Source organism: Sphingobacterium sp. LRF_L2, assembly GCF_965644235.1.
Taxonomy (GTDB): Bacteria; Bacteroidota; Bacteroidia; order Sphingobacteriales; family Sphingobacteriaceae; genus Sphingobacterium.
In genome coordinates, this window is record NZ_CBFFRI010000003.1 from 620,576 (window position 1) to 633,497 (window position 12,922).

Here is a 12,922-nt window from a genome sequence, read left to right on the forward strand (position 1 = left end):
CGTAGAACATCGCATGAGAAAATGGATACGCTATGGTATAATGTTACTGCTCTTTGTTGCGCAGTTGTTGTTCTTGTCCGCTATCTTTAGAGAGAAGAGTGCGACCTATACTATTCCTCTGTTTATTTTATCTATTATTATTCTATTAGCGTATACCTACCTAAAGTATAGAAAGCATGAAGAAGAACATGAATTTGAATCATTGCGTGTCGCAATTTGGGTTCCTGTAGGAGCCGTTCTCACTTATCTGTTTAGTCGATATGTAGGGCTTAGTGTTGTTTTTTCAGCAGCATGTATAGGTTTTTTAGGATCGATGTTACCGAATATCTGGAAGAAATCTTCTTTCGTTCAGCAGCTGCCTGCGGCACTTTATTGCGGTGCTTTTGTGGGAATGTCGAGCCCCCGTGTTGCCGATGGAATCGGTTTTGTATTGGTTGCGGGGTTCTTCACAGCGACCTTTCTTGTTGTATCCAAAAGCGTGTTACGAGGCGTTGGTGGAAAGTTAGGGACCCTAGCTTTTGTCGGAGTCTTGTTTGCTTATTTGATTTTCTATTATCAAAAATGATGTCCTCTTTGTTGGTTATAATCACTGCTATGACAAGTGCTCTAGCCACTTATTTTCTAAGTGTAAAACTAAAACAAGGGCCTGTACGAGCATCTTCTCTTATTGCACTAGTTTTTTCTGGGGCGCTTTATTTTTTTCCAAACCTACTTCCCTCCCATTTATCTCAAAATTTGCCCGCTGTAGTTATAGGGAGTTCGTTTATTGGCATGGTGTCTAGCGAGCGTCTTTCAACTTTTCTGGGAATAGCATTTGCTGGTCTTATTTTTGCAGTAATTTTTATCAATACAAGTCGATACTTTGATGGTTATGGAGGTGCCTTGGGAACGGCCGCCTGTATTTCAGTGCTTGTTGTGATGAGTATTCCTTATCTTAATTCTAAACGCCGGATGACGGTGGGGATATTGCAGTTAAGAAGACTGCTTTTTGGAAAAAAACGGAAATAGATTTTGTTTTCCTGAGTTTTCCAATTGGGGTAAAAGGAAAGAATGATAAATTTATAGAAAAATTAAGTGCCGATGAAGAAGCTAATTTTACTTCTGTTTTTTAGTTGCTCATTAGGGATCGGTTTTGCACAAACAGCTCCTGGAAAAACGTGGATATGGGGGCCGTCTGTTGGATGGCAGTATCAGCGGGGGAATTTTTTGAAATTTTCTGGTTGGGGATTGTTTGCTCCGAATGATAAACAATATATGAAAATCGATGCAGGGGCGAACCTTTCCTGGATGCGTGAACAGACCACCGTTATTCCTGAATTGGGCTTTACTTATTACCTTAGTGACCGTCTTTTGTTTCCCTTTCTCAAGGCGGAAATTACTCCCTATACCGTGACACCAAAGATCGGTATTGGTGTATTTTCGATTATCGATTTTGGACTGGGTTATGGCTTTGCCATGCAGACAAAAAGCAATTTTAAGCCGCTTGAAGGTTTCACGGCATCGATTAATCTGAATATACCATTAAACTTTCACCTGAACTGATTAATTTTCGGTTAAAAAATAAGCTGTCAGTAAAAAAACAATTGTTGCGTTTTAACATCTATTTTTCGACTAATCGTATTTTTTTTGCTACCTATCTGATACCTAAAAGTTTCTCGAACGTCATGATTATTAAAAAAACAGAAATAAATTTTTAATCATCAATAAAAAAAGATACTTTTGCATCCCCAAACTGCTATTGCGTTAAGGGTTGAGAAATAAATAATTACAGTAAAAACAGATATGACTAAAGCAGAAATTATTGCGGAGATCTCTAACAAAACGGGCTTAGAGAAGGTAGATGTTCAAGAAACAGTTGAAGCATTTTTCAAAGTTGTAAAAAATGCAATGATTAGCGGGGAAAATGTGTATGTTAGAGGTTTCGGAAGCTTTGTAGTAAAAAAGAGAGCGGAAAAAACAGCACGTAACATTTCGAAAAACACAGCTATCATCATTCCAGCTCACTTTGTGCCAAGCTTTAAACCGGCAAAAGTTTTTGTTGAAAAGGTTAAACAAGGAAACAAGTAAAACAAGATGAATACCAAACAAATAATAGTAATCGTAGTCGTTGTTGCCCTTATGGGGGTGTTGCTCGCTCGGCCTATTAAAGGTTTGGTAAATGCAGATAAAGGAGCAGAAACGTCGACTACCACCGAGTCTTCGTCGGCTTTCAACTTCCAGCGTGTATCTGAAATTACCAAACAATCCATTAACGCCAGTTTGGCGCAAGAAATTACGGCATTGGAAGGAAAGATTGCAGCTGCTGATGGAGAAGATAAGCTCCCTTTATTGGAAGAACTTGCAAAAAAATGGGACGATTTAGCCAAATATGCACCTCAAGGATTTATTTATGAGGAAATGGCAAAAATTTCCCCTAAATTTGAATATTGGTTAAAAGCGGGTGATTCTTTTCGTTCGGCATATACGAATCTACAGGATACGGCAATGGCGACAGCGCTAAATCAGATGGCGATTCAGTCTTATGAAAAGGCAACAGAGTTAGATGCTAATAGTTTAGATGCCAAAACAGGACTTGGTGCTGCGATGGTAACAGGAACCAATAATCCGATGGCTGGTATTGCTTTATTGAGGGAAGTAGTCGCTAAGGATCCAAAGAATATTCAAGCAAACAAAACATTGGGATTGTTTTCATTGCAATCTCGTCAGTTTGACAAAGCTATCGAAAGATTTAAGACTATTGTCGAATTGAAGCCTGATGCAGAGTCGTATTTCTACTTAGCAACAGGATATGAAAATATCGGGCTGAAGAATGAAGCTATTTCTGCTTTTCAAAAAAGTAAAGAATTAGCTGCTGATCCAACCCTATCTCAGTTCATCGATCGCCGTATTGAGGAACTAAGTAAGTAATTAACATATTAATTTATAATCATTTAAAAACATTAAAGCTATGCCAAGCGGAAAAAAAAGAAAAAGACACAAAATGGCTACTCACAAGCGTAAAAAACGTTTAAGAAAAAACAGACACAAGAAAAAATAAGCTTGTTGGTCTTTTTGGCTGAAGCCGCATAAGACATTGTACAATCTATGGTTTCACTTCGGTAGAATCATAGATTGTTTTTTTTCATTACAAGTTTTTTATGTTTCATCAGGCCGATGGTACTTGTTTGTATCAAGCCTTAAAAAAGTAGCTGTTGGTAAAGGAACTAATTATCGATTCTACTCCCGAAAAGGGAGTAACTATTGCTTTACTACAGGACAAACAGCTTGTTGAGCTGAACAAGGAGCAGGCCGATAATAATTTCGCCGTAGGCGATATTTATCTGGGGCGAATAAAGAAAATCATGCCCGGCCTGAATGCCGCTTTCGTAGATGTAGGCTACGAAAAAGATGCGTTCTTACATTATTTGGATTTAGGACCTCAGGTTCAGTCTTTGCTCAAGCTAACGCGTATAGTAAAGAATGGCAGCTATCAAGAGAAGTTGCTCAATAGTTTGAAACTTGAAAAGGATATTGATAAAGCCGGTAAAATTTCTGACATTTTAAGTCGAAATGTGCTTTTACCAGTACAGATTGCAAAAGAACCCATATCTACTAAAGGTCCTCGTTTAAGTTCGGACCTTTCAATAGCAGGTCGATTTGTAGTATTGGTTCCATTCTCAAGTACGGTTTCCATATCCAAGAGAATCAAAGGAAATGCTGAACGAACGAGACTCAAGAAAATTGTGGAAAGTATTAAACCCGCAAACTTCGGAGTTATCATACGGACTGTTTCTGAAGGAAAAGGCGTCGAAGAGATGCAGAAAGATCTTTTAGACTTGATCTCTAAATGGGAACTTTTTACCAAACGCCTTAAAACTGCTGAACCTTCCCATAAAGTTTTGGGAGAGATGGATAGAGCATCTACGATTCTTCGTGATATCTTGACAGATGAATTTGCGCATATTCATGTGAATGACAATGCACTGTATGATGAGGTCAAATCTTATGTACAGGAAATTTCACCTGATTTAGAGAAGATCGTTAAGCTTTACAAGCATAAAGAGCCTATATTCGACCATTTTGGTGTCGAAAGGCAAATTAAGGCATCTTTCGGCAAAACGGTTAACCTCCAAGGTGGTGCTTATCTTGTGATTGAGCACACTGAGGCACTCCACGTTGTGGATGTGAATAGTGGAAATCGAATTGCTAGCAAAGAAAATCAAGAAGAAAACGCGTTGTTGGTCAATAAAGAGGCCGCAAAAGAAATCGCAAGACAATTACGTTTGCGCGATATGGGGGGAATTGTTGTTATCGATTTTATCGATATGCACAAGCCAACCAATCGAAAGGAATTGTATAGTTATCTGAAGGAATGTATGGCTAATGATAGAGCGAAACATACAATCCTTCCACCAAGTAAATTTGGACTGGTGCAAATAACAAGGCAACGCGTAAGACCTGAGATGAGTGTGGTGACAAATGAAAAATGTCCTGCTTGTGAAGGTACTGGAGAGATTCGTTCGAGCATTGTATTGCTAGACGATATTGAAAATAACTTGAGTTTTATCTTACAAGAACAAAATGAAAAGGGAATAACACTTTGTGTACATCCATATATAGGCGCCTACATTACGTCAGGATTGTTCTCAAGAAGAATGAAATGGTTTTTCAAATACGGGAAATGGATAAAAATAAAGACCGTCTCTTCCTATTATTTAACGCAATTTCGATTCTTTAATAGCAAAGACGAAGAAATTAAGTTGTAAAATATGAATAAAAGAAAAGCAGCATTTTTATGCTGCTTTTCTTATTAGATACTATCCCAATTATTCTTCCAAACTTGCCACAAAAGCTTCTATAGAGCGATGGTATGATAATCGTCCATAATAATATGTAGACCATTCATTGTTAATACCTGGATTGTCTTCATCCTCTTTCGCATTTGTAACTTGGCGGATCATACGGCACCATAGTTCTCCGGGTTTTAAATAGGAAAGTAAATGTGTTTGCGTTTCGGTCCATACCCCTCCTTTATTCATCCATGTGTAGGAAGCATTATTCCCCGTAATCATCGTTTTCTCTAGGTCGAATGTATTCGCTTCAAAAGAATTGTTTTCTTCGTTATAGCTATATTTGCTCGCGTCGCCATTGATAATGCGAATGATAAGGTATTGAACTTCCTCATTTTCATCTTGCAATTGTCCTGCCCATACACCTTCAAATGAACTGGCATTAGCTGTGTGCTGCGCTTGCGCATATTGCCAAAAAAGGAACATGACCGCTATCGCAAGCATTGTTCTTCTTAAATCGGTTAGTTTCATTTTGTTTGTTTTTAATGATTGAAATTACAAACAAAATAGACGGTGTGGTATACCCCATTTGGGGTATTTTAAGCATTCATTAGCTGTATGATTTCTTCGAGTCGGTCTGCGGTGTTCTCCCCTTTCAGCCAGTTAATTTTTAAACCATCTTTTTCCATCTTTCTAAAAAAAGTCATTTGCCGTTTTGCATACCGGTGAATTTCTGTTTCCAGTTTCGAATAAAATGATGCTTTGTCTAATTCTCCCAGGATAAAAAGAGAACTGTATTTATATTCTAAGCCGTAATACTGCAAATCTTCGTGAGATACACCCGATGAAATTAATTGTTCTACTTCTTGTAATAAGCCGGAACGAATTCGTTGTGTGAGACGGTTGCTTATTTTTGTTCTTCGTGTTTCTACAGAAGGAGATAAACCAAATAGGATAGGCTGATAGTTGGATGCTGATTCATCGATTCTATAGCCCTGTTCCAGCAGCTTTAAAATCTCAATAGCGCGTATGAGTCTTTTATGTGAACTCGTGTCAATATGGAAATTAGTGGGGATCTCAAATTGAGTTAATAAGCCAATCAAATCGTCTTTTTCCCTCCATTGTAAATTGTCCCGCAGGTCTTTGTCTACAGGAACATGCATATAGGGCTGTGGCTTTAATAACGAATGGATGTACATCCCCGTTCCCCCGACGGCGATAGGTTGACGACCTCGGGCGAGGATATCTGTGTAACTCTGTTTAAAATCTGTTAAAAATTGCGTAATATCATATTTCTCTCCTGGCTCGCGAATATCGATAAGATGATAAGGAATACGCTTATATTCTTCGAGATCTTTTCCCGTGCCGATATTCATTCCACGATAGACTTGCCGTGAATCGACACTGATAATTTCTCCGGAAATACGTTCGGCTAAAGCGACGCCTAGTTGGGTTTTTCCAGAAGCTGTAGGGCCTAGAATGATATATAATAAATCAGGTGGAGTTAGTCTCTCCACCTGATTTATCGTTGGTTTATTCGCTGACGTTATCACACAACAAAAGTAGTCCATTTTTCGTTGCTCTCGTTGCTCTTCACAACATTTTGAACGAAAGCCATACCTCTTACGCCATCTTGTACGGAAGGGAAATCTAACTCTTCTGCTTTAGGAACTCTGCCTTCACGTTTCGCTGTTACGGTAGCAGCAAAATTTCTATAAATGTTCGCAAAGGATTCCAAAAGGCCCTCAGGATGGCCCGCAGGAATGCGCGTATTATGCGTAGCAAAAGAACTCAGCGTGAAAGGTGCTGCATAAGCATTACCTGTACGGTAAATTTGGCGAGGTTGATCTAACATTTTGATAATCAGATTGTTTGGGTCTTCATTAGCCCATTCTAGTCCTCCTTTTTCACCATAAATACGAATTCTTACCGCATTCTCCTCCCCAGCAGATATCTGAGATGCCATCAATACTCCTTTAGCACCATCTTCAAAGCGTAGCAAAACAGATCCATCGTCATCCAATAAACGGCCTTCTACAAATGTCGTCAAATCAGCACAAAGTGATGTGATACGCAAACCAGTAACATATTCTGCTAGATGGGCTGCATGTGTTCCGATATCGCCCATAACCAAGGAAAGACCTGATTTTTTAGGGTCAGCACGCCAAGCAGCGCCGGCATTTCCCTCTCTTTCAGAGAGGCGGCTGAGCCAACCTTGTGGGTATTCGACAACAATTTTTCGGATCTTTCCAAAGTGGCCTTCTTTGACCATGGCTTTTGCCTGTTTAACCATAGGGTATCCCGAGTAGGTATGTGTTAGGCAAAGTGTACGGCCTGTTTTTTCAACTATAGTTTGTAATTCCTTGGCTTCGTCAAGGGTTACAGTCATCGGTTTTTCGACAACGACATCAAAGCCATTTTCCAAGGCCAGCTTGGCTGGACCAAAGTGAAGGAAGTTCGGGGTGACGATAGTAAGAAAATCCATACGCTCGCCTTCTGGAAGTGCGGCCTCTTTTGCTATCATTTCCTCGTAATTGGCGTATACTCTGTCTGGAGCGATAAATAGGTCTTCACCGGATTGTCTGGAAATCTCTGGATCGATGCTAAAAGCTCCACATACCAATTCGATTTTTCCGTCCATAAAGGCCGCTATGCGGTGTACTGCCCCGATAAAGGCATCTTTACCACCGCCAACCATACCCATACGTAATTTACGTTTCATAAGATTGTCTTCGTTTAAGGTTTTTGTCGGCTAAATATACAGAACACAACTGGGTTTTCATAACTGGAGGACCAACTTTGTACTCCCTTGGTTCTCGATTAAATACCCATTTGGAAGATTAATACGCAAGGTTTGAAGTTGTTCTGGCGTTCTAAATGAATGGCGTTCGTGGTTGGCGATCCAAAACTGTTGTGGCAGACTTAGCCCCCTTTCTTGAAAGCCTATGGTCTGTAAACTTGAATCACGAGACCAGTCATTATCGACGTAAGTCATAATATCATTTGGCTGGAAGTCTTTAGCAAATGCTTTAATTAATTTTGAAAGGCCGCCTACAACACGATAACCTGATTTGTGACAGAAACGCAATAATTCGAACGATCGGTAATCAGAAGCTTGATCGCGCATGTGTCGCCCACCACTAAACACAGCGATGGACAAAAGTTCTCCTTGATAAAACAAGCCATATCGATATTTCCCAGGTAAGGCCGATTGCAGATGATGTTCTGTAAGAAATTCTAGCGTAACGCGTTTATCTACTCTTGCGATGACGGTGTTTCGGGCAAAGATTGTATCACCTTGCCCTAGCAATGAAGCTAATCTAGCGACTATTTTTTCTGAGTGATTCATGATTTGGTCGTCGTCAAGGTGTATTGTTCGTTTACCGATATTTGGTAAGCGAAGCGTTGTGAAAGCTGGATAGATGATTAGTGTTGTGTCGTGCTTTTCTAAATTTAAAATCGTGACACCTTGTTGTTTGTACACCTGAAAGTCGGATGATAGTCTCCGTGATATTTTATCAATAAATACGTTTATATTTTGAGTACTATTTATGCTCATACGCTACAAAGTTAGTACAATCTAAATCGGTATTAATTATTATTAATACCTTTGCACAGAAATTACAAAGTATGAAGTTACCTATTGTTGCGTATGGCGATCCTATCTTGAGAAAGAAGGCTGAAGAGATCGACGAGGATTATCCAAATCTGAAGCAGATCATTGATGATATGTTTGAAACGATGTATGCTGCGCGGGGTGTGGGATTGGCAGCTCCTCAAGTGGGATTACCGATCCGCTTATTCGTGATCGACGCATCCCCTTTTGCGGAGGATGATGAAGATGGAGAAGGAGATCCTTCCTTGAAAGATTTCAAGAAGGTGTTGATCAATCCGATAATTTTGGAAGAGACAGGTGATAAGTGGGCATTCAGCGAAGGATGCTTGAGTATCCCAGATATAAATGAAGAAGTCCTTCGTCCTTCTGAAGTGCTTATCAACTATTTGGATGAAGATTTTGAAGAACAAGAAGTTAAATTAAGTGGTCTTGCTGCTCGAATTGTGCAACATGAGTACGATCATATAGAAGGAAAGCTTTTTATTGATAAGTTAGGTCCTTTAAAGAAAGCAATGTTGAAAGGAAGGCTGGAGTCTATTTCCAAAGGTGCGGTGCGAGTGGGATACAAAATGAGATTCCCCAATTTAAAGAAAAAAAGGTAGTTCTAAACTGCCTTTTTTTATAAGATTTAATGGTTATCAAATCTTTCTCAAAGTTGCTACGTTGAAAACGAGTAGAATTTTAGTTGAAAGGCTGGAAAGTTTCCGGGGATAAAGAAAATCAAGTAATCGGTTTAAAAATTATTCGCCGGTTTATCTAAAAGCTTTTCTAAAAAAATTTTTTTAGAAAAAAGATCAGTTAACCGCCGATTACAGGTAGGGAAAGCTTATATTTAACTGCAGCTAATCGGATGGAAAAAATAACGAATGCAGAAGAAAAGGCATTTGTTGTGCTATCAACACCCAATAATCCTAAAATAACATATAGTATAGCGCCAGATAAGCAGGCTGTAGCATAGATTTCCTTACGAAAAATTAACGGTGTTTCGTTCATTAAGGTGTCGCGTATTACTCCCCCCATAACGGCAGAGAACATCCCTAAAACGATGGCTGCAACCTCTGTGCTTCCATATATTAATGATTTTTGTACCCCTACGATGCAGAAAAATCCAATGCCTATCGCGTCAAAAAATGAAAAGGTTCGGGCCAGTCTATCGAGCTGTTTGTTGGCAAGTATCGAAATAACAACACCGGCTAAAATTGCGAATAGATAATTACCGTCATCGACCCATACAGGACGCAGATTCAAAAAAACGTCTCTTAAAGAGCCTCCCCCTATTGCGGTTACAAAACCAGTAAAAGTAGCTCCGAAAACATCTATATGCTTTCGATTGGCAGCCATGGCTCCCGAAATAGCGAAGAACATGGTTCCCAATAAATCAATAACATATATATTATTCATGGGGTAGAATTGCTGGTACGCAATAATACATAAAAAATACAATTTCTTGGATGAATGAGGCATAAAAAAAGGAAACAGCTGTATGTTTAGCATGTTTCCTTCTTTCGTGTGAAAAAATGATAATATTATTCCTGCGTTTGTTTTTCCTCGCCTTCAGACGATTTATAAAAATCTTTGAGTTGCTCTACCTTCTCTTTCCATTCGGGAGAGTTATAATAATTTTCTATCTGTTTAGCGTTTTGCTCAATTTTAGCAATTTGTTTTTTCCATTCAGGTGAATTGTAATAGTCTTCAATGCGTTTGGCGTTTTGCTCAATTTTAGCAATTTGTTTTTTCCATTCAGGTGAATTGTAATAGTCTTCAACGCGTTTGGCGTTTTGCTCAATTTTAGCAATTTGTTTTTTCCATTCAGGTGAATTGTAATAGTCTTCAATGCGTTTGGCGTTTTGCTCAATTTTAGCAATTTGTTTTTTCCATTCAGGTGAATTGTAATATTGTAATAGTCTTCAATGCGTTTGGCGTTTTGCTCAATTTTAGCAATTTGTTTTTTCCATTCAGGTGAATTGTAATAATCTTCCACTCGCTTGGCATTTTGCTCAATTTTAGCGATATGCTCTTTCCATTCAGAAGAATTGTAGTAGTTTTCAATACGCTGGGCATTTTGTTCAACTGTAGCGATATGTTCTTTCCATTCCGGAGAGTTGTAGTACGCTTCAATTCGTTTCGCTTGCCTTTCTACTTTCTGAATATTGTCTTGGGCTTCGTCGGTGTCCGTTTGTGCTGTTTTGATCGAGTGTACAGATACTGCTGTTGGTTGTATGCTCGTTTCCTCACACTTTTCTCCAACAGTATCAACATCGTTTCTAATGGAGCTGGTTGTTTGTATCACTTCAATTGTATCGATGGCAGAGTTGAACTGTATAGGAATCAGAGCAGCATGTTCAATGTTTTCTTGTTGTGTGCTGTTGGACCTCGTTGAAGGAGCAATCCAGGCAATGGTAAGAAGTGCGGAGCAACTTAAGAGAATTGCTAAGAGGTGTTGTTTGGTGTGTATATGTTTCTTTTCCATTTTTGTGATTCTTTTTATACGATGAAATAGATGGTGTTTTGTTCCAGTCGCAGCCATAGCTATCCGTGTTTCTTCGTTTCTTAACGTTTCGATAGTAAGGAGCGTTTGGGCGTATGCAATAGGCGAAGGGATCAAAGAGAGTACGATGTCGTCACAGGCATGCTCCCTGTCTTCTTCGATGTGTTTCGAAAGTAACCAGACAAATGGATTGAAGAAAAGTATGGTTTCTACAGCTATTTTTAGTAGGTTGAAAAGATAATCATATCTCTTGATGTGTGCTAACTCGTGTATCAAGATGGTTTCGACCTGATTCAAATCGAGTTGGTTGGCATAGGCTAATGGGAAAAGTATAATGGGCTTAAAGTGACCTAAAGTTAAAGGGACTGAAATTTTTTCGGATAAATACAACTTGACATTTTCAGTAATCTGTAATGTTGTGCATGCTTGCTGAAAAGATTCCAACCAAGTAATAGGTGCATCGCTTAGACCTCGTGTTCGGAGATAACGCAGTTTTGAAAAACTGTTTGCAAAAAAGATCAGTTGTATAAATAAGCCTAAAACATATAGCGAGCTAAATATCGGAAACATCGGCTCAATAGCAGCAAAGAATGCAGGCGTATTATGGTTATTAACATATACATCTTTTTCTATATCTATGATGTTTACCGGGTTATTTGTTAAGACGGATAAATCTAAAGAGTGCAAAAATGTGCCTAGAAATAAGAGCACGATTATCATTTGTCCAGCGGTAGCAACCAGATAGCGATGCTTTGCAGACAAGTTCGGCTTAAGGATATAAAATAGCGATATAAGGACATATAAGGCTGCACTTTGCCACAGAGAATGTACAATTCCCCAACCTAAGGCATGCGTGATATTTTGAAAGAGGGCATTCATAGCTTAAGAATTTTCAAGGTTGTTTAGGTATTCTTTTATTAAGTCGATCTCATCTTTGCTTGCGCGTTGATTGCCTAAGGCCTGCATGACAAGACGAGCTGTTGATCCGTTGTAAACGGTGTCGATGATTTTATCTAGAAATTGATGTTGAGTCTGCTCCTTGCTTAATTTAGCTTTATAGATATGGGTTTTTGCGGTAGCGTCTCGTGAAACCATTCCTTTCTCAAACATAATTTGCATGAGTTTGAGTGTAGAGGTATAACCTACATCCTTTTTATTTAATTGTTCGTGTACATTGCGTACGCTGCTCTCCCCTTCTTTCCAAAGGATTTGCAGGATTTCCATTTCGCTATCTGTCGGTTTCATTTCTATCTACGAATGTTTTCGTAAATCAAATGTACGAAGTGTTTCGTATATTCCAAATATAAAAAGGGAAATAAAACATATTTATTTGCAAGCCATTTGTGTGAGCCCTTGTATTATAAAAAATACAGGGGCTTTTTTATTATCAACGTATTCTTTAATTCTATTTAAGTTCGGTGTTAACAGGGGTTTTATAGGGGTATAGTAGGGGGGTAATAGGGGGTTAGTAGGGGGTTAGTAGGGGTCATACCCCTACTAACCCCCTATTAACGCTAAGTAAATCCGGTCTAAGGTAGGAAGTTGGAATGGCTTTTTGTTGCCCAAGCTTCGGAACAAGAACAACCCAAGAACGGAACAAGGATAACCCAAGAACAGACTAAGAACAACCTAAGAACGGAACAAGAACAACCCAAGGATAGACCTAGCTCTGACCTGTCCCTGCACAAGAACAACCCAAGAACGGAACAAGGATAACCTAAGAACGGAACAAGGATAACCTAAGGATGGAACAAGGATGACCCAAGGATGGAGCAAGAACAACCCAAGAACAGACTAAGAACAACCTAAGAACGGAACAAGAACAACCCAAGGATAGACCTAGCTCTGACCTGTCCCTGCACAAGAACAACCCAAGAACGGAACAAGGATAACCTAAGAACGGAACAAGGATAACCTAAGGATGGAACAAGGATGACCCAAGGATGGAGCAAGAACAACCCAAGAACAGACTAAGAACAACCTAAGAACGGAACAAGAACAACCCAAGGATAGACCTAGCTCTGACCTGTCCCTGCACAAGAACAACCC

At 39.2% G+C, this 12,922-nt stretch carries 14 protein-coding genes; 7 read left to right on the forward strand and 7 right to left on the reverse strand.

The annotated features are described in order from the left end of the window. The first annotated feature begins 13 nt into the window (after positions 1-13). The 6 genes from ACSZOX_RS08725 (at position 14) to ACSZOX_RS08750 (ending at position 4,745) form a co-directional block, all read left to right on the forward strand. Positions 14-565, forward strand: coding sequence for a hypothetical protein (locus ACSZOX_RS08725; protein WP_437919491.1), 552 nt, complete (start codon positions 14-16; stop codon positions 563-565). Between the two features lie 29 nt (positions 566-594). After that, positions 595-1,008 (forward strand): hypothetical protein, encoded by a 414-nt coding sequence (locus ACSZOX_RS08730; protein WP_437919492.1) that lies wholly within the window; start codon positions 595-597, stop codon positions 1,006-1,008. Positions 1,009-1,080: 72 nt separating this feature from the next. Then, on the forward strand, positions 1,081-1,542 hold the full coding sequence (locus ACSZOX_RS08735; RefSeq protein WP_437919493.1) for a hypothetical protein: 462 nt from the start codon (positions 1,081-1,083) through the stop codon (positions 1,540-1,542). Positions 1,543-1,782: 240 nt separating this feature from the next. Beyond that, entirely contained in the window at positions 1,783-2,067 is a 285-nt protein-coding gene (locus ACSZOX_RS08740) for an HU family DNA-binding protein (RefSeq protein WP_085473406.1), read from the forward strand. Between the two features lie 6 nt (positions 2,068-2,073). Continuing rightward, complete coding sequence (locus ACSZOX_RS08745) at positions 2,074-2,907, forward strand: TPR domain-containing protein (RefSeq protein WP_437919495.1); 834 nt, start codon at positions 2,074-2,076, stop codon at positions 2,905-2,907. Between the two features lie 284 nt (positions 2,908-3,191). After that, the gene (locus ACSZOX_RS08750; RefSeq protein ID WP_437919496.1) at positions 3,192-4,745 is read left to right on the forward strand and encodes an Rne/Rng family ribonuclease; all 1,554 of its coding nucleotides are present in this window, start codon (positions 3,192-3,194) and stop codon (positions 4,743-4,745) included. A gap of 60 nt (positions 4,746-4,805) precedes the next feature. Here ACSZOX_RS08750 and ACSZOX_RS08755 read toward each other — a convergent pair whose 3' ends face one another. The 4 genes from ACSZOX_RS08755 to ACSZOX_RS08770 all read right to left on the reverse strand — a co-directional run bounded on the left by ACSZOX_RS08755 (position 4,806) and on the right by ACSZOX_RS08770 (position 8,328). Next, on the reverse strand, positions 4,806-5,300 hold the full coding sequence (locus ACSZOX_RS08755; RefSeq protein WP_437919497.1) for a hypothetical protein: 495 nt from the start codon (positions 5,298-5,300) through the stop codon (positions 4,806-4,808). 68 nt (positions 5,301-5,368) lie between these two features. Next, positions 5,369-6,286 carry a tRNA (adenosine(37)-N6)-dimethylallyltransferase MiaA gene (miaA, locus tag ACSZOX_RS08760; RefSeq protein ID WP_437919498.1) on the reverse strand — a complete coding sequence of 306 codons (918 nt, stop codon included), beginning with the start codon at positions 6,284-6,286 and terminating at the stop codon, positions 5,369-5,371. 32 nt (positions 6,287-6,318) lie between these two features. Beyond that, on the reverse strand, positions 6,319-7,491 hold the full coding sequence (locus ACSZOX_RS08765; protein WP_437919499.1) for a Gfo/Idh/MocA family protein: 1,173 nt from the start codon (positions 7,489-7,491) through the stop codon (positions 6,319-6,321). Between the two features lie 57 nt (positions 7,492-7,548). Further along, on the reverse strand, positions 7,549-8,328 hold the full coding sequence (locus tag ACSZOX_RS08770) for a hypothetical protein (protein ID WP_437919500.1): 780 nt from the start codon (positions 8,326-8,328) through the stop codon (positions 7,549-7,551). A 71-nt stretch (positions 8,329-8,399) separates the two neighbouring features. On the opposite strand from ACSZOX_RS08770, the gene def reads away from it, so the two are divergent. After that, entirely contained in the window at positions 8,400-8,987 is a 588-nt protein-coding gene (def, locus tag ACSZOX_RS08775) for a peptide deformylase (protein WP_437919501.1), read from the forward strand. A gap of 196 nt (positions 8,988-9,183) precedes the next feature. On the opposite strand, the gene ACSZOX_RS08780 is transcribed toward def, so the two are convergent. The 3 genes from ACSZOX_RS08780 to ACSZOX_RS08790 form a co-directional block, all read right to left on the reverse strand. Then, positions 9,184-9,786 (reverse strand): trimeric intracellular cation channel family protein, encoded by a 603-nt coding sequence (locus ACSZOX_RS08780; RefSeq protein WP_437919502.1) that lies wholly within the window; start codon positions 9,784-9,786, stop codon positions 9,184-9,186. 223 nt (positions 9,787-10,009) lie between these two features. Beyond that, complete coding sequence (locus ACSZOX_RS08785; RefSeq protein WP_437919503.1) at positions 10,010-11,752, reverse strand: M56 family metallopeptidase; 1,743 nt, start codon at positions 11,750-11,752, stop codon at positions 10,010-10,012. A gap of 3 nt (positions 11,753-11,755) precedes the next feature. Continuing rightward, positions 11,756-12,118 carry a BlaI/MecI/CopY family transcriptional regulator gene (locus tag ACSZOX_RS08790; RefSeq protein ID WP_437919504.1) on the reverse strand — a complete coding sequence of 121 codons (363 nt, stop codon included), beginning with the start codon at positions 12,116-12,118 and terminating at the stop codon, positions 11,756-11,758. Between the last annotated feature and the right edge of the window lie 804 nt (positions 12,119-12,922).

Bases quoted from the DNA above. Each gene is read 5' to 3' on its own strand.
- ACSZOX_RS08765 (WP_437919499.1), bottom strand. From the start codon at position 7,491: ATGAAACGTAAATTACGTATGGGTATGGTTGGCGGTGGTAAAGATGCC.
- ACSZOX_RS08785 (WP_437919503.1), bottom strand. From the start codon at position 11,752: ATGAATGCCCTCTTTCAAAATATCACGCATGCCTTAGGTTGGGGAATT.
- ACSZOX_RS08770 (WP_437919500.1), bottom strand. From the start codon at position 8,328: ATGAGCATAAATAGTACTCAAAATATAAACGTATTTATTGATAAAATA.
- ACSZOX_RS08730 (WP_437919492.1), top strand. From the start codon at position 595: ATGACAAGTGCTCTAGCCACTTATTTTCTAAGTGTAAAACTAAAACAA.
- ACSZOX_RS08790 (WP_437919504.1), bottom strand. From the start codon at position 12,118: ATGAAACCGACAGATAGCGAAATGGAAATCCTGCAAATCCTTTGGAAA.
- ACSZOX_RS08745 (WP_437919495.1), top strand. From the start codon at position 2,074: ATGAATACCAAACAAATAATAGTAATCGTAGTCGTTGTTGCCCTTATG.
- ACSZOX_RS08755 (WP_437919497.1), bottom strand. From the start codon at position 5,300: ATGAAACTAACCGATTTAAGAAGAACAATGCTTGCGATAGCGGTCATG.
- ACSZOX_RS08740 (WP_085473406.1), top strand. From the start codon at position 1,783: ATGACTAAAGCAGAAATTATTGCGGAGATCTCTAACAAAACGGGCTTA.
- ACSZOX_RS08735 (WP_437919493.1), top strand. From the start codon at position 1,081: ATGAAGAAGCTAATTTTACTTCTGTTTTTTAGTTGCTCATTAGGGATC.
- ACSZOX_RS08780 (WP_437919502.1), bottom strand. From the start codon at position 9,786: ATGAATAATATATATGTTATTGATTTATTGGGAACCATGTTCTTCGCT.
- def (WP_437919501.1), top strand. From the start codon at position 8,400: ATGAAGTTACCTATTGTTGCGTATGGCGATCCTATCTTGAGAAAGAAG.
- ACSZOX_RS08725 (WP_437919491.1), top strand. From the start codon at position 14: ATGAGAAAATGGATACGCTATGGTATAATGTTACTGCTCTTTGTTGCG.